General features: G+C 60.5%; 25 protein-coding genes and 1 pseudogene. 20 read left to right on the top strand and 6 right to left on the bottom strand.

Annotated features, from left to right (window positions below; translation table 11 throughout):
* Positions 1-409 precede the first annotated feature (409 nt).
* The 5 genes from NKI67_RS23110 to NKI67_RS23090 form a co-directional block, all read right to left on the bottom strand.
* Complete coding sequence (locus NKI67_RS23110) at positions 410-811, bottom strand: hypothetical protein (protein WP_352646947.1); 402 nt, start codon at positions 809-811, stop codon at positions 410-412.
* A gap of 667 nt (positions 812-1,478) precedes the next feature.
* On the bottom strand, positions 1,479-1,667 hold the full coding sequence (locus tag NKI67_RS23105; RefSeq protein WP_352646945.1) for a hypothetical protein: 189 nt from the start codon (positions 1,665-1,667) through the stop codon (positions 1,479-1,481).
* Positions 1,668-2,066: 399 nt separating this feature from the next.
* Positions 2,067-2,711 carry a nitrogen fixation protein NifQ gene (locus NKI67_RS23100; RefSeq protein WP_352641271.1) on the bottom strand — a complete coding sequence of 215 codons (645 nt, stop codon included), beginning with the start codon at positions 2,709-2,711 and terminating at the stop codon, positions 2,067-2,069.
* Between the two features lie 291 nt (positions 2,712-3,002).
* The gene (locus tag NKI67_RS23095; protein ID WP_352646943.1) at positions 3,003-3,239 is read right to left on the bottom strand and encodes a ferredoxin; all 237 of its coding nucleotides are present in this window, start codon (positions 3,237-3,239) and stop codon (positions 3,003-3,005) included.
* 40 nt (positions 3,240-3,279) lie between these two features.
* Positions 3,280-4,497 (bottom strand): cytochrome P450, encoded by a 1,218-nt coding sequence (locus tag NKI67_RS23090; RefSeq protein WP_352646992.1) that lies wholly within the window; start codon positions 4,495-4,497, stop codon positions 3,280-3,282.
* A gap of 431 nt (positions 4,498-4,928) precedes the next feature.
* Between NKI67_RS23090 and NKI67_RS23085 the strand changes: the two are divergent.
* Positions 4,929-5,269, top strand: a pseudogene (locus NKI67_RS23085) (hypothetical protein).
* 91 nt (positions 5,270-5,360) lie between these two features.
* Here the strand turns inward: NKI67_RS23085 and NKI67_RS23080 are convergent.
* Positions 5,361-6,428 (bottom strand): hemin-degrading factor, encoded by a 1,068-nt coding sequence (locus NKI67_RS23080; protein WP_352646941.1) that lies wholly within the window; start codon positions 6,426-6,428, stop codon positions 5,361-5,363.
* A 725-nt stretch (positions 6,429-7,153) separates the two neighbouring features.
* Here NKI67_RS23080 and NKI67_RS23075 point away from each other — a divergent pair.
* From NKI67_RS23075 to NKI67_RS22985, 19 genes are all read left to right on the top strand, one after another.
* Positions 7,154-7,474 carry a HesB/IscA family protein gene (locus NKI67_RS23075; protein ID WP_023678237.1) on the top strand — a complete coding sequence of 107 codons (321 nt, stop codon included), beginning with the start codon at positions 7,154-7,156 and terminating at the stop codon, positions 7,472-7,474.
* A 264-nt stretch (positions 7,475-7,738) separates the two neighbouring features.
* On the top strand, positions 7,739-7,984 hold the full coding sequence (locus NKI67_RS23070) for a NifU family protein (RefSeq protein ID WP_352646939.1): 246 nt from the start codon (positions 7,739-7,741) through the stop codon (positions 7,982-7,984).
* On the top strand, positions 7,935-9,152 hold the full coding sequence (gene nifS / locus NKI67_RS23065) for a cysteine desulfurase NifS (protein WP_352646937.1): 1,218 nt from the start codon (positions 7,935-7,937) through the stop codon (positions 9,150-9,152). Before NKI67_RS23070 ends, nifS begins: the two co-directional genes overlap by 50 nt.
* Positions 9,149-10,339: a homocitrate synthase gene (gene nifV, locus NKI67_RS23060; RefSeq protein ID WP_352646935.1), complete on the top strand. Its 1,191-nt coding sequence runs from the start codon at positions 9,149-9,151 to the stop codon at positions 10,337-10,339. Before nifS ends, nifV begins: the two co-directional genes overlap by 4 nt.
* A gap of 14 nt (positions 10,340-10,353) precedes the next feature.
* A complete protein-coding gene (nifW, locus tag NKI67_RS23055; RefSeq protein ID WP_352503026.1) occupies positions 10,354-10,734 on the top strand; it encodes a nitrogenase stabilizing/protective protein NifW in 381 nt (126 codons plus the stop codon).
* A 188-nt stretch (positions 10,735-10,922) separates the two neighbouring features.
* Entirely contained in the window at positions 10,923-11,774 is an 852-nt protein-coding gene (locus tag NKI67_RS23050) for an electron transfer flavoprotein subunit beta/FixA family protein (protein ID WP_352646932.1), read from the top strand.
* An 18-nt stretch (positions 11,775-11,792) separates the two neighbouring features.
* Positions 11,793-12,902, top strand: coding sequence for an electron transfer flavoprotein subunit alpha/FixB family protein (locus tag NKI67_RS23045; protein WP_352646930.1), 1,110 nt, complete (start codon positions 11,793-11,795; stop codon positions 12,900-12,902).
* Between the two features lie 9 nt (positions 12,903-12,911).
* Entirely contained in the window at positions 12,912-14,219 is a 1,308-nt protein-coding gene (locus tag NKI67_RS23040; RefSeq protein WP_352646989.1) for an FAD-binding protein, read from the top strand.
* A gap of 11 nt (positions 14,220-14,230) precedes the next feature.
* On the top strand, positions 14,231-14,530 hold the full coding sequence (locus NKI67_RS23035; RefSeq protein ID WP_023678245.1) for a ferredoxin family protein: 300 nt from the start codon (positions 14,231-14,233) through the stop codon (positions 14,528-14,530).
* A 62-nt stretch (positions 14,531-14,592) separates the two neighbouring features.
* Complete coding sequence (locus tag NKI67_RS23030; protein ID WP_352646928.1) at positions 14,593-15,795, top strand: IS256 family transposase; 1,203 nt, start codon at positions 14,593-14,595, stop codon at positions 15,793-15,795.
* A gap of 217 nt (positions 15,796-16,012) precedes the next feature.
* Positions 16,013-17,776 carry a nif-specific transcriptional activator NifA gene (nifA, locus tag NKI67_RS23025; RefSeq protein WP_352646926.1) on the top strand — a complete coding sequence of 588 codons (1,764 nt, stop codon included), beginning with the start codon at positions 16,013-16,015 and terminating at the stop codon, positions 17,774-17,776.
* Between the two features lie 237 nt (positions 17,777-18,013).
* Positions 18,014-19,492 carry a nitrogenase cofactor biosynthesis protein NifB gene (gene nifB, locus NKI67_RS23020; RefSeq protein ID WP_352646924.1) on the top strand — a complete coding sequence of 493 codons (1,479 nt, stop codon included), beginning with the start codon at positions 18,014-18,016 and terminating at the stop codon, positions 19,490-19,492.
* 32 nt (positions 19,493-19,524) lie between these two features.
* A complete protein-coding gene (locus tag NKI67_RS23015; protein WP_352457023.1) occupies positions 19,525-19,719 on the top strand; it encodes a 4Fe-4S dicluster domain-containing protein in 195 nt (64 codons plus the stop codon).
* A 99-nt stretch (positions 19,720-19,818) separates the two neighbouring features.
* Complete coding sequence (locus NKI67_RS23010; protein ID WP_031256099.1) at positions 19,819-20,139, top strand: nitrogen fixation protein NifZ; 321 nt, start codon at positions 19,819-19,821, stop codon at positions 20,137-20,139.
* Positions 20,136-20,348, top strand: coding sequence for a putative nitrogen fixation protein NifT (gene nifT / locus NKI67_RS23005; protein ID WP_023678250.1), 213 nt, complete (start codon positions 20,136-20,138; stop codon positions 20,346-20,348). The genes NKI67_RS23010 and nifT overlap by 4 nt, the downstream gene beginning before the upstream one ends.
* Before the next feature lie 38 nt (positions 20,349-20,386).
* Positions 20,387-21,292 (top strand): SIR2 family NAD-dependent protein deacylase, encoded by a 906-nt coding sequence (locus NKI67_RS23000; RefSeq protein WP_352646922.1) that lies wholly within the window; start codon positions 20,387-20,389, stop codon positions 21,290-21,292.
* Positions 21,293-21,365: 73 nt separating this feature from the next.
* Positions 21,366-23,234 (top strand): ABC transporter ATP-binding protein, encoded by a 1,869-nt coding sequence (locus NKI67_RS22995; protein ID WP_352646920.1) that lies wholly within the window; start codon positions 21,366-21,368, stop codon positions 23,232-23,234.
* Positions 23,234-25,129 carry an ABC transporter ATP-binding protein gene (locus NKI67_RS22990; protein WP_352646918.1) on the top strand — a complete coding sequence of 632 codons (1,896 nt, stop codon included), beginning with the start codon at positions 23,234-23,236 and terminating at the stop codon, positions 25,127-25,129. Before NKI67_RS22995 ends, NKI67_RS22990 begins: the two co-directional genes overlap by 1 nt.
* A 132-nt stretch (positions 25,130-25,261) precedes the next feature.
* Positions 25,262-25,492, top strand: a complete 231-nt coding sequence (locus tag NKI67_RS22985; RefSeq protein ID WP_352646917.1) for a hypothetical protein — start codon at positions 25,262-25,264, stop codon at positions 25,490-25,492.
* The last annotated feature ends 183 nt before the right edge of the window (positions 25,493-25,675 follow it).

Here is a 25,675-nt window from a genome sequence, read left to right as displayed (position 1 = left end):
GCCATAGCTCCCGCGGCCGCGCCCGTAGCCCAACCGCAAACCGGGATTGATGATCTCCCATTCGGGAGCATCCGAGTAAGAAAGAGCCGCCCGACTAGTTCGGCTGGATAATACGTCGTTTATTCGGCGGATATTCGACCGAATGACGCATCCAAAAAGTAAGTCATTGATTTTCGTAAGCCAAGGGGAAATCGAACCGCTGTTCCCGCCGTGAGAGGGCGGCGGCCAAGATTGCGACCTCCACTATGAAGCGAACCGGCGCGCCGAAGAAGCCGCTGCTAGTCGAAAGCGTGACGGCATACCTGCAACGGGTGTTCGAGCTCCCTGAGATGACAGGTGGCGAATCAGTCGACCATTGAGTCTTTTCGTTTTGTTCACGAGGTCGATCGAAGATTTCCGTAAACCGCCTTTATAATGATAGGATTGCAAATAGCATCATCATTACCATTGCAAGTGTGAATGCCATGGTCACATAGTCCCAGGTGGGTTGCAGCTTCCCTATGGTTTCGCGGGTCAGAGGGAAATTTAGCCAAATCCTTATGGCATTGCAGAAGCAAAAGAGGACCACAACGGCAGCGGCGAAGCCTATAGCGATCGCTTTAAGGCGTGCCGCAGTTGTGGAAACAGTAATCAATACGAAGAAAATGGCGAACAGAGTGGAAATGGCCAACGCTGTGGAAATGACCTGATCGTTGGCATCTGGACGCATTATGTACGTGTTTTTGAAGAGCGTAGCCCAGCTAGAAACCCAGCCCTGAAGAAGCTCTGGCGTGACCTTTCGAATAAAGTCAAAAATCTCTTCTAAACTCATCCGCCTGAGCTCTGGAAGAGCGGCATTGGTATGGCTCCCAACACTCGGCCATGCTTGTCGCGAAACTCGTAGAACGCCGGCGCAGGCCTCCAGGCGTTAGAAAAGGGGGCGAGCACGTCAAAGCTGATCGATCCGTCGCGCGAAAGCCCTGTCGCCTCTTTGTTTCTTTGAAGAAGGCCGCAGCGAAGAAGTCGGATTTTATCGGGAAAACAGGCGTGACCGTAACGTCCTCAACCTTAGCCAAGCTTTCTTCCCTCATACTGTTTCGCGGAGTAAGCGAAGAAGCTTTGGAAGCCACCCCCCGTCACGCCTCCTGGGATCGGTGCGATGCCAATTTTTCCGGTAACTTCGAGCATTGTGTCGTGCGGATCATCTGGGTCGCTTGGGAAGAATACTCTCACATCATCCTGCCACCCATCGGGAGGTAAGTCCGTACCCTGAGGTTCGTTCCCAACTTGGGTGGCGGGAGCGCAATTTCCTTCTTTGCCATTTCGTTCTTCGTCGTCTGCCGTCCCCATGAACTCGGCAGGCGTCCTTTCTCCGAGGTTCCCATATTGGATGCAGCCACGCACTGGCCTGGGGCTGATGTCGTCACGCAATCGAGGCGTGGGTAGTTCGACTGTCGCGGGAACATAGGTCTGAAATGGCCCAGCGATAAACCAGGTGACTAGAAGATCGCTGTTGGGATCGAGGTTTTAACACAAGAAATGTAACGTCGCAGCTTGCCTTTCTTCTCGACCCAGGAGCTGGTTACGAAGTTGAAGTTGCCGACGTGATGTTCCTGACGGGTATCGCCCTCATCGCAGGTTTTCGCTTCGGCCGATACAACCCGGACTACCAACGACGCGGCGAGCATTGGAAGCATTCTGGATCGCGATTTCATAGTGACCACCCGACTTGGCGGCACAATGTGCCCAAAAATCGAGAAACTGCAATCATGCCAGCTTAAAAATGCAACAAATATCCTCACGAATTGTCAGTGCGATCACTGTCACTCTCCCGTTTTCCGCTTTAGCTCACTTTGAGGCTCTCTTTTTGCGGCAACGAGAAAGACGCTCGCAAGCAGGTCAAATCGCTTGCGCCTGCCGTAAGAGCTCCACCGGCGGCGCGCCATGACGACGGCCCGCCGAAGCGAGCACCGCGAGCAATCGGGCAGCAGGCACAGCATTCAATCCCCGAAGGCGTCAGTCGACATTCGACAAGAGACATATGGCGCGGCGCGAGCGCTGGGGCTTACGACTGACGGAAGCGGCTCTCAATCCGAGGCGATGCCGTTCTTGATCCGTGTGAGGTGGCTTTCGCCTTCCTCCGGGCCGAAGCAGCTTTCGAAATCATTGCATTCCCGGCAACTGGGCGCGCTGCACAGCGAAAAACCTTCGGCCTCGCAGAGCTTGCGGTAAAAGTATCTCTTCCATTTCATATTTTGGGTGTTGCCGGCCGCCAGCGTCGGAAAATGCGAGGCGAGCAGGCAGCAGAGGTCGCTTCGATTAAAAAGGCCAAGGTCCTGCCAGAGATGGTCATTGCGCATGGCACGCCGGGCGATGATCTTGGCGAAGCGGGCGCTCGCCGGGTCGCCCGGCCGGGCATGCTCCAGCAGCAGTCCGCGCAGAAGTTCTTCCTCCGGATCCGGCTCGGGCTCGCTCACCTCTTCCAAGGCAAACGCGTTGATAGGAATAGCAGGGAAACAGCGGGCCAGGACATCGCGCAGCTCGGCGCGCGAAAGGCCGGTTGCCTCCGTCACCGTCGCCTCGCCGGCCTCGCCCTCCTCGAGCGCACGTGAAAGCACACAGGCAAGCACATGCTGGTCGAACCTCCTCTCCAGCTCGATCTGCGGCCATCGGCCGGTGCTGAGCCGGGCATAGTGTTGGGCAAATATGGTGCCGTTCTCCTGGTTTGTCATATCAAGTCATGCAGCGACCCGGCCGGCCGCAACATGGGTCGGGCAGTTCTTCGGGTAGAGGCAGTCGCGGATCGCCTCGCGGTCGAGTAGTTCGGTCATTTTCGTCTGGTCCATCGGCTCTGTCGCAAATTCTGTGATTGGAAGAGGTGTTTCGCGAACCCCCGCCCTGCCGTTTGCGCCTCATGGGGAACACCTCGGCGCCGGAAATGCCCCCGCGGAGTTGGACGTGGACCGTGCTGGGACAGAGGTCGCGTGCCGTCCTTTCCAGTGCGGCCACATGGTCGACCCCATTCAAGCCCGGTAGACTCTCGGTTGAATGACGTCCGATTCAAAGCGTCCGCGGGTGAGTTCCAGCGCACGTTCAGGACAGGATCGCGCGCCTCGCGATGCAGGCAGCTCCTCCCCTTCCGCAACTTCAATGTCACCAGGCAGGATGTAACCCTCGCCATCAAGCTTGAAGATGTCCGGCGCTTGCGCCGCGCATCGGGCGTGACCCTGGCATTTGGCATTTTGGACGATGATGCGCATGACGCTGCCTCCATTGTCTGTGCCCCGGCTCGGGGCGGGCCTAGGACCAGTCCAGGATCAAATTTTCGATCCCGAACACATGGCCACCAGAGGTGATGGGTGCCGTACCCTCCTTGATCCGGAAGGCCGGGATGCGCGCCAGCCACTCCTCCAGGGCAATGACAATCTCCCGCCGGGCAAGGTGTGAGCCAAGGCAACGGTGGGGACCATAGCCAAAGGCGGCGTGGCGGTTGTCCTCGCGCTCCAAATCGATCGTGTTAGGGCATTCGAATTCCGCCGGGTCACGATTGGCAATCATCGTGGCGCAGGAAACATAGTCCCCCTTCCGGATCGGCGCGCCTTCGAAGTCGATATCTTTCGTAGCCACGCGGATCAACTGAATGGGCGGATAGGCCCGCAACAATTCTTCGGTTGCGAGCGGGATGCGGTCCGGTTCGCTCCGCAGCAATTGCTGATCTTTGAGGTTGCGCGCGAGGTACGCCAAGTCAAAGCCTATAGCTGCTGCGACCGTGTCGAGCCCAGCGACGAAGACAAGCACGCCGATGCCGCGGACTTGGGTGTCCGTCAGCCGGCGGCCCTCGACCTGTGCCTGCACGATAAAGGTCATGAAATCGTCAACCGCCTCCTGGCGGCGCATGGCTGCAAGTTCGTCGATGAATGCCACGATCATCCGGGCAGCCACAGGTCGTTCCTTATCGTCGCCGTGGAGCAGATCTTTCCCCCAGCCGACGAATGTATCGAGTCGGTCATCGGGCAACCCCAGAAAGCGAAGAAAGGTGCTCACCGCGAAAGGAAAGGCAAAATCCTTCATCGCGTCGCAGCTTGTGCCCGATGCGACAATTCTATCGATCAGCATGATCGCTTGCTCGCGGACAGCCGGCTCCAACACCCTCACCCGCTTTGGCGAAAGCAGCGGACTGAGCAGTGAGCGAAAGACGCCGTGGGCCGGTGGATCGAGTTCAAGCGGGATCGTCGGCCAGGTTTCACCCAGTATGGAGGAGAAGATGCTGCGATGGCTGGAAAAAGTCTCAGCGTCCTGCAGCACCTTGCGCTGGTCTGCGGCACGGGTGATGACCCAGGTACCCCGGCCATCTTGCGTGTTGTAGCGGGAATAAAAGATCGGCGGCCCGTCATGGGCGCAAGCGACAGCTGCGTGTGGATCCCCGTTGGGTGTTGGTGGCATGCCTGGCGATGTGAACAGGCTGAAGTCCCTCACCATTTCGGGCGGGACATGATCTGGAACGGGGTTGGTCGCCATTTTGCTTTCTCTACATTTGCGTTCATGGCTCGGTTGAGATCGCACCGCTATAAAAGTAATTTCCAGCATGGGTACGTCTCTTGTCGGGCGCCTTCTAGATTCTGCCGCCCGATACAGCCCGCCTGCACCAGCGCGGATGAGATCGGTTGCGAAGTCAATCAGAAGGGCATCTCCGCCGCGCTGCGGTCATGAAGCAAGCCGCCGCTTATCCCCGTTACGGTTGAGACGCTGGTCAATCACCGCTGAGCTCCGTGACGCACTGCTGATGCCCTGCTGATCAAATTGTCGAAGCAAGTCGCGTGCCGGATAGGCGTACCCATGGCGCTGCACCAAGCGATGCCAACCTGCACTGGGCCCGCCGCCGCTAAGTTGATGATCACCTGTCCATCATTCTTAGGACAACGTCCGACAACCGACATCCACGGTCGGTTTTGTCGAGTCCGCGACATCGGGCTGTTCGGCCTGGCTGCTGCTGCACTGCCTTCCGGTCGACGAGCGAGAAGATCGCTCGCACGGCCCAGATTGAGCAACGACGCGATCCAGCGCAAGGATCGGGTGCGGTCCGACAAGACTCAGCGGCGCTTGCGCGCGATGATCGAAATTATCAACAAGGTCGAGCCGCGCTTCGGTTCGGCGCTGATGGCGTATGCGTTGTATCGCTCGCAGCCGCAGCAAGGCTTTCCGGTTAGACGGCGATGCACTCGTGCGCAGCGGTCCGCCCGGCGACGAGCTTGACTGTATCGATGCGGTCAATTCCGGCGTGCACACCTGACCGTCCGTATGCGCTACGACCTCGCAGCCGCTGTCGCAACGTGGTGCCGAGTCCTATGGCGGCCGGTTCAATCCGAGGGCCTGTCGGCACTCTAAACATCCCTGTCGGTCGGACCGGGAACGCGTGGCAGACTCTCGGCCAGAAACCGCCAGTCGCTGCGCTCGCGTTCGCCTTCCTTGCGCGTGCCGAAGAACTGGATGATCATCTTGCCGTCGGCGCCATAGGCTTCAATGGACGTGACGTGACCGTCCCTCGTCGGCTTGCGCACGGCCCAGACCTCGCGGATGTGATGGGTCCTAAGATGCAGATGGAAGGTCTCGTCGAGCACATTGATCCGCGGCCCGATCTGCTTGACCGACTTGATCGGGCCGGAATGGATCTGGATGCAACCACGATTGCCGACAAAGCACATGATCGGCATCTCGTCTTCGGCCGCCTGTTGGAACAGGGCGCCAACGGCATCATTGTCGAGCAGCCAGGCGTAATCCTCGTCGGCCATACGCATCGCCTGGCAGCGGCTGAGCTTCAGGGTCTTCAACATATGATAGAACTGATGCACGTCGCTCAGCCGGCTCCAGTGCTCGCGTAGGTCGTCGACCGTGGCGGCTTGGTCCGGACCCTCTGCGTCATCATCGGCTCCGCTTGCCTTAACCGACACGATCGGTTCCTGGTCCGAGGATTCGAGCTCTGCCGCCAGATTCTGATAGGCATAGAGGTTTGAGGCGGGCCTGAGATGCACTTTGTGCATCGCCTCGCCGGTGGCATCAAAGAATTGCAGGCTGCGGCGGATCTCGGCTCCTTCGCGCTTCTCGACGGCGAAGCCATACGCCCACGCTTTCGGGAAGATGCGCAGGTCGATGTCGTCGCCGAGCACCATGGCATGCTGGTTGCCGGTGACCACTTTGTCGTAGACACCGATCTTTTCGTGCACGGCACTTTCATTGCGGGTGAGCGCCATCACCTCGCCGACCGCTTCGAGGCCGGTCAGCAGATCATCGACGCGCGGCTCGATGCGCACCGCGCCGTGACCACAATGCGCCGCGACCAATTCGGCTTCCGAAATGCCCAATCGAGCGGCGAGATCATGCTCCCGGATTTTCGGATTGTCTTCGCACGCCCGCCGGATTTCGTCCGGCGACGGTTTCTCGCGCTGGTCCATGTCTTACCCCTGCATCCACCTACGTGTGAGGATCAGCTGCCCTGCCGGCGAATCTTCAGCCGATCGGGCGCGCCGTAATGCTCGACCCTGATCTGCTGCTGGCCCGTGAACAAAGTGTCGCTGGACAGCGTGCGCACCTCGTCGCACCCGCGCGAAAACGGGGGTGCTATCGGAGCGGCGAGACCCGAGTGACACGAGCAGGCACATGCCGATGGAATCTCATCGAGGCGGTCGGTGGCCACCGGGCGGTGGTGAGCGATTGTGGGTGTTGTCGCAATCGGCCAATCGGTCATTCGGATGCCACGGGCGGCGCTGCTTCGCCAAACAAAGCGTATCTGACCCAGTCCTGACATGTTGCTCCCTTGCTTCGCCCCATCGATCGCGAGGGCACCCACGACATGATTGTGGATCGGCAGTCTCTTGCCGCCTCGCCAAATGGAGCTTCAAAAACCGTGCCAATTGCGCCGGAGCAAGCTCAGAGAGAAGTCTTCTGTATGGTCATTGGTTTAATGTGAGTTCACCCAAGAACTCAGGCCCAACATCCCGCGTGGCGGACCCGACAAACCCGACAGTACGTGTCGGTTGGCCGACACCTTCGCAGCAATGGACTCACAAGAACCACGGCAGTGTCAGAGATGCCGCGCTGTGTTGAAACATTTTTTCGCTTTGGCACGGTGGATGCAACCTGATGCGCAAGCAGGTCCCGGACTGAGGAGAATGGAGCCATGATTACGCTCACCGACAACGCTGTTGCCGCCATCAAGACTGCTCTTTCCCGCGCCAGCGAGCCGGCGGAAGGCTTTCGCATCATGGTCCAGGCCGGCGGCTGCGCCGGCTTCAAATACTTAATGGGCCTGGAGAGCGTGTCGCGCGAGGGCGACGCGATCACCGAGACAGATGGGATCAAGCTGTTCGTGGACGCGGGCTCCCAACCGCATGTCGCCGGCATGACCGTCGACTTCCTCACCGGGCTCGAATCTTCCGGCTTTGTCTTCGATAACCCCAACGCGCGCGAGAAGTGCGGCTGCGGCAAGTCCTTCAGTTGATCGCCCGAAGCGCCTGTGCGGGTCCATGAAGCGATTGCCGCCGACGGACTCATTTGCGGCAGAGGAGGCTTATATGGCCGGCACAACAGATGTCCCTGTCCTCAAGGACAAGGCAAGGTCGAAGCCGATCTTGGGACCGGCAATCGCTTCAGGTAGGATGCAAAGAACGTCGCCTCCCGAAACAGTTCGGTTCCTGGTGGCACCCAAGCTGCTGGCGGCCAAATCGCGCTGCTGCGCCAAATTCGGCTTATCGATAACGTTGTCGTGTTCGGGCGTCCTTGCCTGCGGGCTGACGGCGGCGACTGCGGACTTGTCCATGTCGACGCCGATCCGGTCTACGTCAAACTCTCGGGCGTCTGCGCCGGCTGCCAGTTCGGGCCCATCATCATCAACGGCATACGCCAGAGGCTCAATGAGGCGGTCGCGCGCTCGCGTCATTCCGGTCAACTGAGGATCGCACATGAAACCTGTCTACCTCGACAACAACGCAACCACACGGGTCGATCCTGAGGTCGTGCAAGCGATGCTGCCGTTCTTTAGGGATCAATTCGGCAACCCTTCGTCGGCGCACGCTCTTGGCGCCTCAGTCAGTGCGGCGGTGAGAAAGGCGCGGAGGCAGTTGCAAGCTCTGATCGGCGCGGAGTTCGACGATGAGATCACCTTCACCTCGGGTGGGACAGAAAGCGACAATGCAGCGCTTCTTTCGGCGCTCGAGGCGGCGCCCAACCGAACCGAGATCGTGACGTCCGCGGTCGAGCATCCCGCCGTGCTGACGCTCTGCGGGCATCTTGAGAAGACCCGCCGCGTCAAGGTGCACAGGATCCCGGTGGATTGCCGTGGCCGGCTCGACCTCGACGCCTATATGGCCGCCCTCACCCCACAGGTGGCAATCGTCTCGATAATGTGGGCGAACAATGAGACTGGTGTGATCTTCCCCGTGGCCAGGCTTGCCGAGTTGGCCAAGGAAGTGGGCGCCCTTTTCCATACCGATGCTGTGCAGGCGGTCGGCAAGCTTCCGATGGACCTGAAGTCGACCGCAATCGACATGCTGTCGCTCTCCGGCCACAAGCTGCACGGGCCGAAAGGGATCGGCGCGCTTTTCGTAAAACGTGGCGTCAATTTCCACTCGCTGATCAAGGGGGGCCACCAAGAACACAACCGGCGTGCTGGCACCGAGAATACGCCCGGCATAGTCGGGCTCGGCATGGCGGCCGAACTCGCCTTGAAATTCATGGACGACGCGACCACACGGGTAAAGTCGCTCCGCGATCGCCTGGAGGGCGGGATTCTCCAGCGCATCCCAAACACCTGTGTCACTGGTGATCCCCTAGAGCGGTTGCCAAACACCGCGAACATCTCCTTCGAACATATCGAAAGTGATGGAATTCCACTTCTCCTCAGCCGCGTGGGCATCGCCTGTTCGGCCGGCTCCGCCTGTAGCTCCGGCTCCCTGGAGCCGAGCCATGTCTTGAGGGCGATGAACATGCCACATGGGGCAGTCCGCTTTTCCTTCGCGCGCGACAACGGCGAAGCGGACGTCGACCGGGCGCTCGAGGTCATGCCCGCAATCGTGGAGAGGCTGCGTGGCGTTCGCAATTCTGGGCCGGGCAAGCGAAGTGCCGAAGACCTTCAATCGGGTCTATGCTCCCGCGCCGGAAGAGCCGGTAGTCGCTCATGAACCGTCAGGTCTTTCTCAACGATACGACCTTGCGCGATGGCGAGCAGGCGCCCGGCGTCGCCTTTACCACGACGGAAAAGCTGGAGATCGCCCAGTCTCTTGCGGCGACCGGCGTCACAGAGATCGAGATCGGCACGCCGGTCATGGGGGCCGACGAGATCGAAACAATTCGCGCCGTGGTCGCGCGGTGTCTCCCGGTTCGGCTCATGGCCTGGTGCCGGATGACGTCGCTGGATCTCGATGCAGCGATCGAGAGCGGCGTCCACGCCGTCAATCTATCGCTGCCTGCGTCGGACATCCAACTTGCCGCCAAGCTCGGCCTCGATAAGGCGGGAGCGCTCCAGGTCATCGAACATATGGTCAGGCGCGCAGCCGCCGCCGGCTTCTTCGTCGCGGTGGGCTGCGAGGATGCCTCGCGGGCCAATCGGGATCATCTCGCCCGCGTCATCGAGACGGCTGCACGCGCCGGCGCAAGCCGCGTCAGGCTAGCCGACACAGTCGGCGTTCTCGACCCGTTTTCGACCTTCGAACTTGTCGCCCAGCTCGTGGCGCAGTCTCCAATCGACCTTGAATTTCATGCGCACAACGATCTCGGACTTGCTGCCGCCAACACGCTGGCCGCGATCCGCGCAGGCGCGCGCCATGCGTCCGTCACCGTCCTGGGGCTCGGCGAGCGTGCGGGCAATGCCGCGCTGGAAGAGGTGGCCGCCGCGATGGCGGTCCTCGACGGCGCGGATACCGGCATGGAGCTGACCGCATTGCCCGACCTCGCCGCCCAGGTGGCTTGGGCCGCCCGCCGGCAGACCGCGGCCATTAAACCGGTCGTCGGCGCCGATGTTTTCACGCACGAATCCGGCATTCACGTCGCAGGGCTGCTGAAGGACTCGCGTACTTATCAAGGGCTCGATCCGGCTCTCGTGGGCCGCTGCCGGCGTATCGTCATCGGCAAGCATTCCGGCGCCACTGCGATTGCCCATGTGCTGAGCGAAAGCGGTCGCGATCTCGACCCGGATCTGGCAGCCGCGATGGTGGCCCGCGTCCGGCGCGAGGCGGCCGAGACCAAATCGACCGTTACTGCAACTCAACTGGTCGAGCTCTACGATGGAATGTGCAGCGAGGCATCCCTCGCGGAGCTGTGCGGGTCCAGGTCAGCCGTGCGCGAGCGCACCGACACCACAGTTTTCTGACCAGGGAGAATGCAATGAATTGTTCCGCTGACAGCCGCCCCATCGATGTCACCGACATCCTCGCACGACTGAAGCGCCTGTCGGCTGCGGAGGAGTTCTTCGCAGTCCTTGGCGTCTCCTATGATCCGAAGGTGCTGAATGTCTCGCGGCTCCATATCATGAAGCGCGTGGGCCAATACCTTGCCGAAGAAGATTTCTCCGGTCTGCCCGACCAGGTGATTGCCGCGCGGGTGCGCGCGACGCTCGAACGCGCTTACGAGGACTTCGCGGTTTCCTCGCCGCTCACCCATCGGGTCTTCAAGGTGCTCAAAGACCACGATCCGAACAAACCTGCCACGCCGGGCCGCACCTTTGTCCCGTTCGACTCCGTACTGAAGCGGTTCGGACAGGAATGACCGCGACACGGGTTGCGACGCGACAATGTCGAGAAGCCGACAAATCCGGTCATCACCACGGCGGCCTCAGAAGCAACCAAGCGAAGTTCTAGGAATAGGGGGCAGCGCAAAACAGTTGGCACGAATGATGCGCACCAAAGAGATAACCGCCAAGCCCGCATCCGGACAGGAGCCTAGAGAAACCGCCAATGCACATCGTAATCTGCATCAAGCAGGTGCCGGACTCGGCACAGATAAGGGTCCATCCGGTGACGAACACGATCATGCGCCAGGGTGTTCCGACTATCATCAACCCTTACGACCTGTTCGCCCTCGAAGAAGCCCTCAGACTGCGCGACGCCCATGGTGGCGAAGTCACCGTGCTCACTATGGGTCCGCCCATGGCAGAGGACGCGCTGCGCAAGGCGCTCGGTTACGGCGCCGACCGAGCGGTGCTCTTGACCGACCGCTATTTTGCCGGCTCCGACACGCTGGCGACCTCGTTCGCCCTTTCCCAGGCAATCGCGAAGGTTGGCGAGACGTTCGGCACGCCAGACCTCGTCTTCACCGGCAAGCAGACGATCGATGGCGACACCGCCCAGGTCGGACCCGGCATCGCCAAGCGCCTCGATCTCCTGCAACTGACCTATGTCGCGAAGATCGCCTCTATTGACCTTGCTGCACGCGAGATCAAGGTCGAGCGCCGCTCCGAAGGCGGCACACAGATGCTGAAGAGCAAGCTCCCTTGCCTGATCACCATGCTGGAAGGCACAAACGAGATCCGCCGGGGCTCGATCCAGGACGCCCTGTGCGCCGCGCGCAGCCAGGTCTTGAAATGGAGTGCCGCCGACGCCGGCATTGAGGATCTCACCAAATGCGGCCTGCGCGGTTCACCGACGGTCGTCAAGCGCGTTTTCGCCCCTCCTGCGCGGGCGGAAAAGGCGGCAAAAATCGACACCGCCGAGATGGCCTTGCGCGATGTCGCTGACGAACTCATCACGGCAATTTTCACCCGCCAGCCGGCATTGGAACATGAGCTCGCCTTCAACGGCGGCGCGTGAGAGGGCAAGGAGCAGACGATGTCGACCGCGAACCGAGAAACCCCTCGCCCTGCCGCCGGCCGTGCCGGCATAAAGAAGGAGCTGCCCGCGCATTTCAAAGACTACCGGCACGTTTGGGTTTTCATCGAGCTCGAACGCGGCCAGGTCCATCCCGTATCATTCGAACTGCTCGGCGAAGGCCGCAAGTTAGCAGACAAGCTTCAGGTCCAGCTTGCGGGCGTCGTGCTTGGACCGCCGGGAGAGGCCATCGGGAATGCCGTTGCCGAAGCGTTCGCTTATGGCGCCGACCTTGTATACATCGTCGAGGCGCCGCTGCTCGCCGACTATCGGAACGAGCCATTCACCAAGGCGATGACGGATCTGGTCGATGCCCACAAACCCGAGATCCTTCTTCTCGGCGCCACCACACTCGGCAGGGATCTTGCCGGCTCCGTGGCGACGACCTTGCAGACAGGGCTCACGGCCGACTGCACCGAACTTGATGTGGATACCGACGGATCGCTCGCCGCCACCCGTCCGACTTTCGGCGGTTCCTTGTTGTGCACGATCTATACGCTCAATTTCCGCCCCCAGATGGCGACAGTGCGACCGAGGGTCATGCCCATGCCGCAGCGGGCGGACAAACCGGTCGGGCGTGTCATCCGGCACAAGCTCTCGGTAGTCGAGGACGAGATCGTTACCAAAATCCTCGGCTTCCTGCCGGATAGTCAGTCGGCAAAGGCAAATCTTGCCTATGCCGACGTCGTGGTTGCGGGAGGCCTCGGTCTAGGCGCGGCGGAGAACCTGCAGCTTGTGAAGAATCTCGCGCGAGCAATCGGCGCCGAGCACGGCTGTTCGCGCCCGTTGGTCCAGAAGAGCTGGATGCCAGCTGATCGGCAGATCGGCCAAACTGGCAAGACCATCCGGCCGAAGCTTTACATAGCGGCCGGGATTTCCGGCGCCGTCCAGCATCGGGTTGGCGTGGAGGGGGCGGATCTCATCGTGGCCATCAACACCGACCCGAACGCGCCGATTTTCGATTTCGCTCACCTCGGGATCGTCACCGACGCGATCCGCTTCCTGCCCGCACTGACGGAAGCCTTCACCCGGCGGCTGTCGCCCCACAGTCGCGACAAGCTTGCGAGCTAAGGGATGGACATGATTGAGGAACAATTCGACGCCATTGTTATTGGGGCCGGCATGTCCGGAAACGCAGCTGCTTACACCATGGCCAGCCACGGCCTGAAGGTGCTGCAGTTGGAGCGGGGTGAATATCCGGGGTCCAAGAATGTCCAGGGTGCCATCATGTACGCGAACATGCTGGAGAAGATCATCCCGGATTTCCGGGACGATGCGCCTCTCGAGCGGCATTTGGTTGAACAGCGGCTTTGGGTGATGGACGACACGTCCCACACCGGGATTCACTATCGGTCGGACGACTTCAATGAGGCGAAGCCCAACCGCTACACGATCATCCGTGCCCAGTTCGATAAATGGTTTTCGCGTAAGGTGCGCGAGGCGGGCGCGACGGTTCTGTGCGAGACGACGGTGACGGAACTCATCCGTGACGCCAAGGACAGGGTGATCGGCGTCCGCACAGACCGGGCCGGCGGAGCCATCTACGCGGACGTGGTCGTCCTCGCAGAAGGTGTCTGCGGACTGCTTGGCACTCGGGCCGGCCTGCGCGAGATGCCGAAGCCGCAAACCGTGGCGCTCGCCGTCAAGGAAATGCATTTCCTGCCCGAAGAGGTCATTGAGCAGCGGTTCGGCCTCAAAGGCGATGAAGGCTGCGTGATCGAGGCGGTGGGCACGACCTCCCGCAGCATGGCCGGGCTCGGCTTCCTCTACACCAACAAGGAGTCGATCTCACTGGGCATTGGCTGCCTCGTCTCCGATTTCGCCGCGATGGCCGAGAGCCCTTACGTCCTCCTCGACGCCTTAAAAAGCCATCCTTCGATCCGGCCGCTGATCGCCGGCTCGGAAGTGAAAGAATATTCCGCGCATCTCATTCCCGAAGGAGGCTACAAGGCTATTCCGCAGCTCTTTGGCGACGGTTGGGTCGTGGTCGGCGATGCCGCGCAACTGAACAACGCCATTCACCGCGAGGGTTCGAACCTCGCCATGACCTCCGGCCGCATCGCGGCTGAGGCAATCATCGAGGTCAAGAGCCGCAACGGTCCTATGACCAACCGGAATCTCGCCCTTTACAAAGCCATGCTGGACAAGTCCTTCGTGGTCAAGGACCTAAGGAAATACAAAGACATGCCGGCCTTGCTTCACACCAATTCCTGCAATTACTTCACGACTTATCCGCGGTTGATGTCGCAAGCCGCGCAGAATTTCATGCGTGTCGACGGCACGCCGAAGATCGAGAAGGAAAAGGCGACCACGGCGGCCTTCATCAAGGCGCGCTCGCGCTGGGGGCTGGTCAGCGACGCGGTCCGCCTTGCATTGGCGTGGCGCTGAGGGGAGACGAAATGACGATCGCAGTGACGAAGTCACGTGTCGAGGACAAGCTTTACCAGAACCGCTACTTGGTGGATTCCGGCCGTCCGCATATCAAAGTGCGACCGCACGAGAGGCCAAGCGCGAACTTGCTCGCGCTGACCCACGTCTGCCCGGCGAAATGTTATGAGTTGAACGACAAAGGTCAAGTGGAGATCACTGCCGACGGCTGCATGGAGTGCGGCACCTGCCGGATTTTGTGTGAGACCAGTGGCGAGATCGAGTGGAACTATCCACGCGGCGGTTTCGGAGTCCTCTTCAAATTCGGATGACCGAGGGACTGTCGGGAATTCTGTGCGCGAGGCCATGATGATGGAAAGGAGAGAATCATCGCATGGCTATTGAGAAGGAACTTCTGGACCAACTGCTTGCCGGCCGCGATCCGAATGAGGTGTTTGCCAAGGACGGATTGCTCGACGACCTGAAGAAGGCGCTTTCGGAACGGATTCTGAACGCTGAACTCGACGAGCACCTTGAGGACGAACGCACCGACGGCAGCGTCAATCGCCGCAACGGCCATTCGCGGAAGTCGGTGCTGACGGGCACGTCGAAGATGACGCTGTCGATCCCGCGCGACCGGGCCGGGACCTTCGATCCGAAGCTGATCGCCAAATACCAGCGCCGTTTTCCCGATTTCGATGACAAGATCATCTCCATGTACGCGCGCGGCATGACAGTGCGCGAGATCCGCGGCCATCTGGAGGAGCTCTACGGCATCGACGTGTCGCCGGACCTGATCTCGGCGGTTACCGATGCGGTCCTGGAGGAAGTGGCCGAGTGGCAGAACCGGCCGCTGGACGCGGTATATCCGCTCGTCTTCTTCGATGCCATACGGGTCAAGATCAGGGACGAGGGCTTCGTCAGGAACAAGGCCGTCTACATCGCGCTCGGCATCCTGCCGGACGGCACGAAGGAGATTCTCGGCATCTGGATCGAGCAGACCGAGGGCGCCAAGTTCTGGCTGCGCGTCATGAACGAGTTGAAGAGCCGTGGCGTCGCCGACGTCCTGATCGCCGTCGTCGACGGCCTCAAGGGCTTCCCCGAGGCGATCAACGCCGTCTTTCCCCAGACTGTCGTCCAGACCTGCATCGTGCACCTGATCCGTCATTCCCTGGAGTTCGTGTCCTGGAAGGACCGCAAGTCCGTCGTGCCGGCGCTGCGCGCGATCTACCGGGCCAAGGACGCCGAAGCCGGCATGAAGGCTCTTGAGGACTTCGAAGCCAGCTACTGGGGGCAGCGGTATCCGGCGATCACCCAAAGCTGGCGGCGCAATTGGCAGCACGTCGTCCCATTCTTTGCCTATCCCGAAAGCGTGCGGCGGATCATCTACACCACGAACGCCATAGAGGCGCTGAACTCCAAGCTGCGCCGCGCCGTCCGCACCCGGGGACACTTCCCCAGTGACGATGCGGCCATGAAGCTGCTATATTTGGTGCTGAACCACGCGGCCGAGGAATGGAAACGACCGCCGCGCGAATGGTTGGAGGCCAAGACCCAGTTCGCCGTCGTCTTCGGCGAAAGGTTCGTCAGCCAATGACGAAACCGGCCTCGCGCACAGAATTCCTGACAGTTCCGATGACCGACGCACGCACGTATCAAGAGGGTTAGTCTTGGTGCACCTGAGGTCGCGACCAACGCCAAGTCTATCTTGCTTGAATCGCAACGAAGAGAAGCTCGTGAATACTGTGCTTTCAGAATTCAGACTCAGACACAAAAGGAGGAGCACTCTGGACGACAACCCTTGAGGTGTTTCCATGGCTCACGTACCGCAAGATCGGGTCGACGAGGTAGCACCTTGGGATACCCGCCCTGAACCGCCCATCAAAAGCATGCCCCAAGCAGATATCGCGCTCAGGGGACTCTACGAGATATCGAAGGTGCTGACCGCCCCCAGCGAGCTGGAGATTACGCTCGCCAATGTCGTGAACATCCTGCCTTCGTTTCTGCAGATGCGTCACGGAGCAATCGTCGTCCTGGACGCTGAAGGAGAGCCGGAGATTGCCGCAACTGCCGGCAATACCCACGCACCTCAATCAGGCACTCGCCGCGTCATACCACAGGCCATAACAGATCAAATCGTCGCTACGGGGACGCCGCTCTTCATACCGGACGTCCGCAGGTCCCAACTATTTCAGGCTGACCTTCAAACATCTTCGACCAGCGGCACCATCCCAATTGCCTTTATCGGTATCCCGCTAAAGGCTGATCATAAAATCCTTGGGACATTGTCGATCGACCGCGCCGGAGACGGCGCCACCGACTTTCGCGACGACGAGGACACATACTTCCTGACGATGGTCGCCAACCTTGTCGGCCGGACGATCCGTCTCCATCGCATCCTGAGTACAGATCGTCAGCGGTCTGTCCATGAGCAATGGAGACCGGAGAAATCGCCCAACGAGGGGAGGACCTACGACCCTGCCCGGCATGCGGATGTCAAAATCGACGGGATCATCGGGGAAAGCCCCGCACTCAAGCAGGTGCTCGAAACCGTCTCGGTCGTAGCAGGGACCAATTCCACTGTGCTACTGCGGGGTGAAAGCGGCACCGGCAAGGAATTCTTTGCGCAAGCCATCCATAAGCTCTCACGTCGGAGGAAGAAGTCTTTCGTCAAATTGAACTGCGCCGCACTGTCTGAAAGCGTTCTGGAGTCAGAACTGTTTGGGCATGAAAAGGGCGCTTTCACGGGTGCTATCTCCCAGCGCGCCGGTCGTTTTGAATTGGCAAATGAGGGAACGCTGCTACTTGATGAAATCGGCGAGATTTCGCCGGCCTTTCAAGCCAAGCTGTTGCGTGTCTTGCAGGAAGGCGAGTTGGAGCGAGTCGGCGGCACCAAAACGCTACAGGTCGACGTGCGCCTCATATGCGCCACCAACAAGGACCTCGAGACGGCCGTCATAAAAGGGGAGTTCAGGGCCGACCTTTATTACCGCATCAATGTGGTGCCCATTATCCTGCCTCCGCTCAGAAAGCGACCCGGCGATATTCCACGCCTTGCGAACGCCTTCCTCAATCGATTCAACAAGGAGAACGATCGCGCACTCGCCTTCGCGCCGTCGGCGCTTGACCTGATCTCGCAATGCTACTTCCCTGGTAACGTCCGCGAGCTGGAGAACTGCGTCCAAAGGACGGCCACACTTGCGCGTTCAAGGACGATCACGCCATCCGATTTCGCCTGTAAGAAGAGCCAGTGCCTTTCCTGGCTCCTCTGGAAGCGAGCCGACCGCTCGAATGGCGGCAATACCATCGACGATCTCGCACGGGTCAACGCAGTGCCGGTCGGATTGCGGCTGCCGGCCAGTCGCATCGGTGCCTCCGCAGGCAACGTATCTCCCCTTGCGGCCGGCGATCCAAACGATCCCGCTTGTCCCCCGCGTCTGACGGAACGCGACCGGCTGATCGACGCGATGGACAAGGCCGGTTGGGTTCAGGCCAGGGCGGCTCGTATCCTCGGCCTCACGCCGCGGCAAATCGGCTACGCGCTGCGCCGATATGGCATCGAGGTGAAGAAATTCTAGACGTCGTGATGACGTCAAACGTAAGCCCGGAGTAGTCTCCCTCACACCCTTCGTGCCCAAGGCTGGTAGCCTTCGCGACCCGATTTGCTTGTCCACTGTCGGAAGCCCGACAAAGTGTGTCGGAGCAATCCGACGGAATCCGACACGAAAGCCAATTCGTGAACCAAAACCGCTCTTTGAGCTGGCATAGCTCTTGCGGTTTGAACTGCGACATTCACCCAGCAACGGAGCCGTTCGATGTCCGCACCGGCAATTTCGCTTGAGAGCCTCAGCACGACATTCGGTGACCAGTTGCTTGCCACCGTGAAAGCCGGTGGCTGCGCGTCTTCGTCCTGCGGCTCGTCGATAAAGCCGGACGGCACGGATCCGGCTATCTGGGAGAAGATCAAGGATCACCCCTGCTTTTCAGAAGAGGCGCATCACTATTTCGCGCGCATGCACGTCGCGGTCGCGCCCGGCTGCAATATCCAGTGCAACTACTGCAATCGCAAATATAACTGCGCCAACGAAAGCCGGCCTGGGGTGGTCTCCGAAAAGCTGACGCCCGACCAGGCGCTACGCAAGGTGGTCGCGGTCGCCAACGAGGTGCCGCAGCTCTCCGTGCTCGGCATCGCCGGACCTGGCGATGCCTGTTACGACTGGAAGAAGACGAAGGCAACGTTCGAACGAGTCGCCAGGGAAATCCCAGACATCAAGTTTTGCATCTCCACGAATGGGCTCGCGCTGCCGGACCATGTCGAGGAGCTTGCCGACATGAATGTCGATCACGTGACGATCACCATCAACATGGTCGACCCTGAGGTCGGTGCAAAGATCTATCCTTGGATCTTTTACGACCATCGCCGCTACGTCGGCATCGAAGCCGCCCGGATCCTGCACGAGCGGCAGATGTTGGGCCTGGAGATGCTGACCGCGCGCGGCATCCTCACCAAAATCAATTCGGTGATGATCCCCGGCGTGAACGATGAGCATCTGATCGAGGTGAATAGATGGGTCAAGGAGCGAGGCGCGTTCCTGCACAACCTCATGCCGCTGATTTCGGACCCGGCGCACGGCACGCACTACGGACTGAGCGGGCAACGCGGCCCAAACGCAATGGAGATGAAGGCTCTTCAGGACCGTGTCGAAGGCGGCGCCCAGTTGATGCGCCACTGCCGGCAGTGCCGGGCAGATGCCGTCGGCCTGCTCGGTGAGGATCGTGGCCAGGAATTCACACTCGACCGGATACCCGGCGAGGTCACCTACGATGCCAGCAATCGCAAGGCCTATCGGGAGCTGGTCGCGGAGGAGCGCCGTGATCACGTGGCGGCTAGGAGAGAAGCGATCGGATTGGTCAAGGCAGCGAGCCCCGGCAAGTCCCTTCTCTTCGCGGTGGCAACCAAGGGCGGCGGCCGCGTCAATGAACATTTCGGCCATGCGAAGGAATTCCAGGTTTATCAAGCCTCGCCGAGAGGGATCAGCTTTGTCGGGCATCGGAAGGTGGAGCAGTATTGCCTCGGCGGCTGGGGCGGAGAAGCCGCCCTCGATGGCGTCATCGCAGCGCTTGAGGGCATAGATTTCGTGCTGTGCGCCAAGATCGGAAATTGCCCGCAGGATCAGCTCGCGGACGCTGGAATCCGAGCCACCGACGCTTATGCCCATGACTATATCGAGACCGCAATCAGCGCGATTTACGCGGCCGCGTCTGGGACCCCCGCACTCGCGGCGACGGCCTGAGCGCGTCTCATCCATTCGGACCAGGAGTTAAAATGGCTTTCAAGATCATCGCATCCCAATGCACCCAATGCGGCGCCTGCGAATTCGAATGTCCCTCCGGCGCGATCAAGTTCAAAGGCGAGAGCTACGTGATCGAGCCGCACAAGTGCACCGAGTGCGAGGGGGTCTTCGATGCGCAGCAATGTGCCTCGGTATGCCCGGTGCCGAAGACCTGCGTTCCTGCGTGACGGACATTGGGCTGCCGACATGGTCGGGGATGCCTTCGCAGGACGCCTGGAACGCCTTTGTTCACGATCTGCAGCCTCAAGAGAAATCAGGGAACGGACATGTCGCTCGGACGCGAAGAGGAGGTCGAAATCCGCAGGCCTCCACGATTCATGCCGGGAGAGCGGGTACGTGCCACTCGCCACATAAAGAATGACGGCACCTATCCTGGCAGGGAGATCGGCGAAAATCTCGTGCGGAAGGGCGACGAGGGATATGTGCGCGACATTGGCACCTTTCTCCAGCAGTTCTTCATCTATGCGGTCGAATGGATCGACCGTGGCACGGTCGTCGGCATGCGAGCGCGTGAACTGATGAGCCTCGACAAAGCCGAGGCGCCCTGCAGTGCTGAAAGCAATACCAATGAAGGGACGGCCAGATGAAAGTCATGATCCGCAGGACCGATGCTGGCTTGTCGGCGTATGTCCCGAAGAAGGACCTCGAAGAGCCGATCATCAAGCTCGAGAAGGAAGAGTTGTGGGGCGGAACTGTGACGCTCAGGAACGGGTGGCGGCTCCTCCTACCCGATCTTCCACGGGATACGCGTCTGCCGATCACCGTCGAGGCAAGGAAGGTTTCCGAAGAGGACTGATGCTGCCCCTTGATAAGGTGCGTCGCGAGGAAACGAGCATGAACACCATCCTGACATCGGGCCACCTCGTCATCGTGCGGGACAGTTTTGCCGAAAAGCTGCTTGACCTGGCGGAGGAAGCGCTCGCCGCCGATGAGGTGATCCCCTATCTCGGTCCGGGTCTTCTTGAATTCAACTGTGCGGAACCGCCTGTGCCGCATACGCCGGAGCTCGTTGCCGCGGCACTCAATGCGCGGGCGCCAGCCCCTTCCAGGATCCGCACCAATATGTGGTCGGTTGCGCAGTTCATCGAACAGCGCCGGCATCGCCGGACGCTGCAAGCTTGGATGACCGACATATTCGCAGCGCCGGTGGCGCCGACCCTCCTCCACGCCTGGCTCGCAAGGCTGCCGCTCTCCCTCATCGTCGACAGCTGGTACGACGGCGCGATGCGCACGGCTCTCGTAGAGACCGGCCGAACGGACGTCGTCGAGATCCAGGGCGTAACGCGGGCGAACGAAATCCGGGACATTTGGACGAAAACCTACGATCTGTCCGGGAGGGAACTCGACCCCCGATCGGGGGCAAAGACGGTTCTCTATACACCTCACGGGAGTATTAGGCCGGCGCAAAACTTTCTCGTCGCCGATTCCGACTATGTCGAAGTCCTGACCGAAATCGATATCCAGACACCGATCCCAGACGTGGTGAAGGAACGGCGCATCACCCGTGGATTTTTCTTCGTTGGCTGCCGCTTCAACGATCAGATGCTGCGCACCTACGCCAGGCAGATCATGAAGCGCTCCCGAGGTCCACATTGCGCGGTAATGGACGCGGAAACGCTGACCAGAAACGAAGCGCGTTTCCTTGCGGCAAGCGGAATCACGGTGATCGACATGCCAGTAAGTGAAGCCGCGGCTCGGCTTATAGGAACGCGCACTGCTGCAGGTGGTGGACAGGATTAACAATGGCGGGCCCCTTTGATGATTGGTCCTTCGGCTTGCCTCGAAGGCGCAAAATGCAGTCGGGAATACACCCGTGAGCAGTGATGCTATCGGCAGCGCAACGAACGCTCTGAATTCGTTGACCCATGTGGAAGCGGCGCGCTGGGGCCGGGATTTGAGTACGCTGTTGCGCATCACGCGTATGAATTTGCGGCATCCCTGGCAGGTCGCCTTCGCTATGGGCTCGACGATCATGGCGGCAATCCTCCAGTTGCTCATTCCCCAGCTTCTCGGCCGGGCTGTCGACCAGACCCAGACAGCCATCGGGGGCGGTGTCGCGGGGACCGCGGCAGGACAAGCGCTCTGGACCCCGGCTCTCCTGCTGCTCGCCGTCAGCGCGCTACGCGGCCTTTTCACGATGGCGCAGAACTATTTTGCCGAAGCCGTCGGGCATCATGTCGCGTACGAACTGCGGCTCGCCTACTACGACAAGATCCAGCGTCTCAGCTTTTCCTTTCACGACCGGGTCCATTCAGGCGATCTGATCACCATCGGAATGCTCGATCTCCAAGGCGTGCGGATGTATTTTTCCACCGCGCTCGTTCGCGTGCTCCTGCTCACCATGCTGATCGGGATCGGCGCCTACATGATGATCTCGACCGATCCCATGCTCGGCCTGGTCGCGCTGAGCTTCGTGCCTTTTGTCGCCTGGCGCTCATCGGCCACACAGCTTAGGCTGCGCGCCACCTGGCTCGACCTGCATGAGCGGCTTTCAGTACTAAGCCGCGTGATGGAGGAAAATCTCGCAGGCATCCGCGTGGTCCGCGCTTTTGCGGCTCAAGCCTATGAGATGCTGAAGTTCGACGGCGCTTCCAAGAACGCGCTCGACCTCGCCCACGACCGAGTTGACATCTACGTGCCCAGCACGTCGGCGATGACCTTGTCCTTCTTTTTCGCAATGGGATTGGTGCTCTGGATCGGTGGCAGCAAGCTCGTCGCTGGCGAGATAAGCGTCGGAACGGTGGCGACCTTCCTGACCTTTATGACAATCCTGCAAATGCCAGTCCGCCAGATCGGCCTCATGGTCAATGCCTTTGCCCGCGCTTCTAGCTGCGGTTCGCGGCTTTTCGGTCTCCTCGACCAGGAGATCACAATCAGGGATGCTCTCGAGGCCAGACCGCTCGAGATAAGCGACGGCACTCTGCGCTTCCACAATGTCTCGTTTGCGTACCCCAGCGCCGAAAACCGCGCCATTCTGAAGAACGTCAGCTTTGAGGCCCGTAGAGGCGAGACGATCGCGATCGTCGGTCCGCCGGGTTCGGGCAAATCGACGATAGCTCATCTGGTCCCCCGCTTTTATGACGTGACCGGTGGCGCCATCACGCTGGACGGCCAGGACATACGCAATGTCACCCTCGCGACGCTTCGCAAGGCGGTCGCCGTCGTACAGCAGGATGCATTCCTATTCACCACTACGATCGAGAACAACATCGCTTATGGCGATCCCTGGGCGAAGAGACAGCGAATCGAACGCGCTGGCGAATTCGCCCAGCTCCACAACTACATCCTCGGGCTCCCAGCGGGCTACGAGACGGTCGTGGGCGAACGCGGCGTCTCTCTCTCTGGCGGCCAGCGCCAGCGTCTCACGATTGCTCGCACCATGATGCTGCGCCCCTCCGTCGTCGTTTTCGACGACTCAACGGCCGCGATCGATGCCGGCACCGAGCAGCGCATCCGCGCGGCGATGCGGCGCTTCGCCAAGGATCGGGTGACGATCATCATCGCGCACCGGCTGAGTGCGCTTGTGCATGCCGATCAGATCCTTTTTGTCGATAACGGCGAAATCGTAGAACGCGGCACGCATCAAGAGCTTTTGGCGAAGCGGGGACGCTACAGGGCCCTTTACGATCTCCAGACGCGCCCGGGTGATGACAATATGACCCAGTATGGGGGCGCCCGCTGATGGCGCAGGGCCGCGCCGGCGAAGTCGAAGCCGAACGTGACGACGGTAGACGCCCTCCGCGCGCGGTTGTCGGCTCGCACCGCATCGAGGAGGAGATGTTCGGCCGGGCTTTCGACAAGAGCATCCTCCGGCGCATCTGGGCTTTCGTCCGTCCCTATCGGGCCAGGGTAGTCATCACGATTGCAGCAATGCTGATCTTCACCGGGACGCAGCTTCTCATCCCGTTGATCATCCGCTACGCGCTCGACCAGGGCATGAACCCGGCAAGGACCGATCGCTCAGCCCAGCTCGCGGCCGTCGGCGCGTTCGTTTTGGCGATTTTGGTCAATTTCGCTGCCGGCTACATGCAGGAAACCGTGGTTGGGAAAGTGGCCGAAACTGTCCTGTTCGACATCCGCCGCGCCATGTTTGGCCATCTGCAGAAGGTTTCGCTCTCCTTCATGGACAAGACCGAGGTCGGACGCCTCATGTCGCGCCTGCAAGGCGACGTCAACTCCATACAGGAATTCCTCGAAACCTCGGTATATTCCGTAGGCGATGTTGCGCTTCTCTTCGGCATCGTTTTCGTAATGCTGTGGCTCGACTTCCGCCTCGGCCTCCTGACGCTCTCGGTTCTGCCGGTCCTGGTGATCGTCCGCATTGTCTGGCTGCCGCGTGCCCGCGACGCCTTCATGGCCGCACACGAGACTAATTCCGTCGTCAACGGCGCGCTGGCCGAAGCCATTCACGGCGTGCGCACCGTCCAGTCAATGGACCGCCAGCAGGTGAATTTCATCCTTTTTGACGACAACGCCCATGCCAACCTCAGGACCCACCTGATCGCTGCCAAATATGCACTGGTCATGGTGCCTATCGTCGATGGCCTCACCGGCCTCGCCATGGCCGCCGTTATTGTGGTCGGCGGCTCGATGGTCATGAATGGCCGCATAGATGTGGGCGTATTGGTTGCCTACCTATTTTACATCCAGCGCTTCTTTGACCCGATCCGCTCACTCACCCTGCAATATTCGGTCATGCAGCGCGCCATGGCCTCAGGCAAGCGCCTGACCGATGTGCTCGACGTCAAGATCGATGTTCAGGACAAACCCAATGCCGAGGTGCTTTCGCCCGAAATGGACGGCTCGGTCGAGTTCAGGGACGTCACCTTCGGCTACAATCCGAACCGTTCGGTGCTGAAAAATGTCTCCTTCCGGGTCAATCCCGGCGAGACGGTCGCACTGGTCGGGCCGAGCGGTTCTGGCAAATCGAGCGCGATGGCCCTGGTCCACCGCTTCTATGATGTTCAGCAGGGCCAAGTGCTGGTCGGCGGACATGATGTGCGCGATCTCACCCAGGAATCGCTCGGCCGCCAGGTCGCCATGGTGCTGCAGGAGCCGTTCCTGTTCACCGGGACGGTCTTCGAGAACATTCGATACCACAAGACGGAAGCCACGCGCGACAAGGTGATCGAGGCCGCCAAGGCGGTCGGCGCCCACGACTTCATAATGAGCCTCGCCGACGGGTATGAGACCCAACTTGGCGAACGCGGCGACAACTTATCTCTCGGCCAGCGCCAGCTTATCAGTTTCGCCCGCGCCCTCGTCGCCGACGGCAAGATCCTCGTGCTCGACGAAGCTACCGCCAACATCGACAGCTACACGGAAATGCAGATTCAGAAGGCTCTGATAAAGCTGCTTGAAGGGCGCACTGGCCTCGTCATCGCCCACCGTCTTGCCACGATCCGGGGTGCCGACCGCATCATCGTGCTTCAGAATGGCCAAGTTATTGCGACTGGCAACCACGATCAGCTAATAGCCATGGGGGGCCTGTATTCCAAACTCTACAATCTCAACTACGCCTCCTTTGACGATATTCCAGAACACGATACGACCGTACAAGCCGGCTCCCAGACCTGACGTCTTGGCGGCCTTGTGGTACTGACATTGACTTCGGGCGTGCCGGCGGACACTCAGGCCGCCGCAGACGAGGAAGCAGGCAGCATTCATGCAAAGCACTCGCGCGGATCGTGAAGACCGGCTGCGAACGATTTGCTCCAGCGTCGTTATCCGACCGCGGTGCACGCCGCGACATCGGGCGAACTCGCTCCAGGTGGTGTCGCTCGGCGTAGCAAAGCCGCTCGCGAGCGCGCCCTCAACAGCGCCGTAGCGAGTGACGGCTTTGCTACCGCCGAGCCGCTGATGAAGCTGGATGCGGGAGCCGCCACCGGCGCCGCCCCGGTCGAGAAGAACCTCTTGCGGCGGGCTATGGGCAACGACTAGCGCGAGCGCGACGAGCAGATGCGTGCCGGCATCGTGACGCGCTCGGCCATCATCTCCTTAGGATCGTGCAGTCTCACACCGTGCCCAGATGCCGGCCAACGCACAAACCTGGTAATCTGTGCCGCCGGCTCGTCGTCAGTTTGGCCTCCCTCACGATTTCCCAATCCCCACCACGTGCACGCT

Origin of the sequence: Mesorhizobium sp. M0408 (assembly GCF_040321495.1) — a bacterium.
Taxonomy (GTDB): Bacteria; Pseudomonadota; Alphaproteobacteria; order Rhizobiales; family Rhizobiaceae; genus Mesorhizobium.
This window is presented reverse-complemented; position numbering and strand designations above follow the sequence as displayed.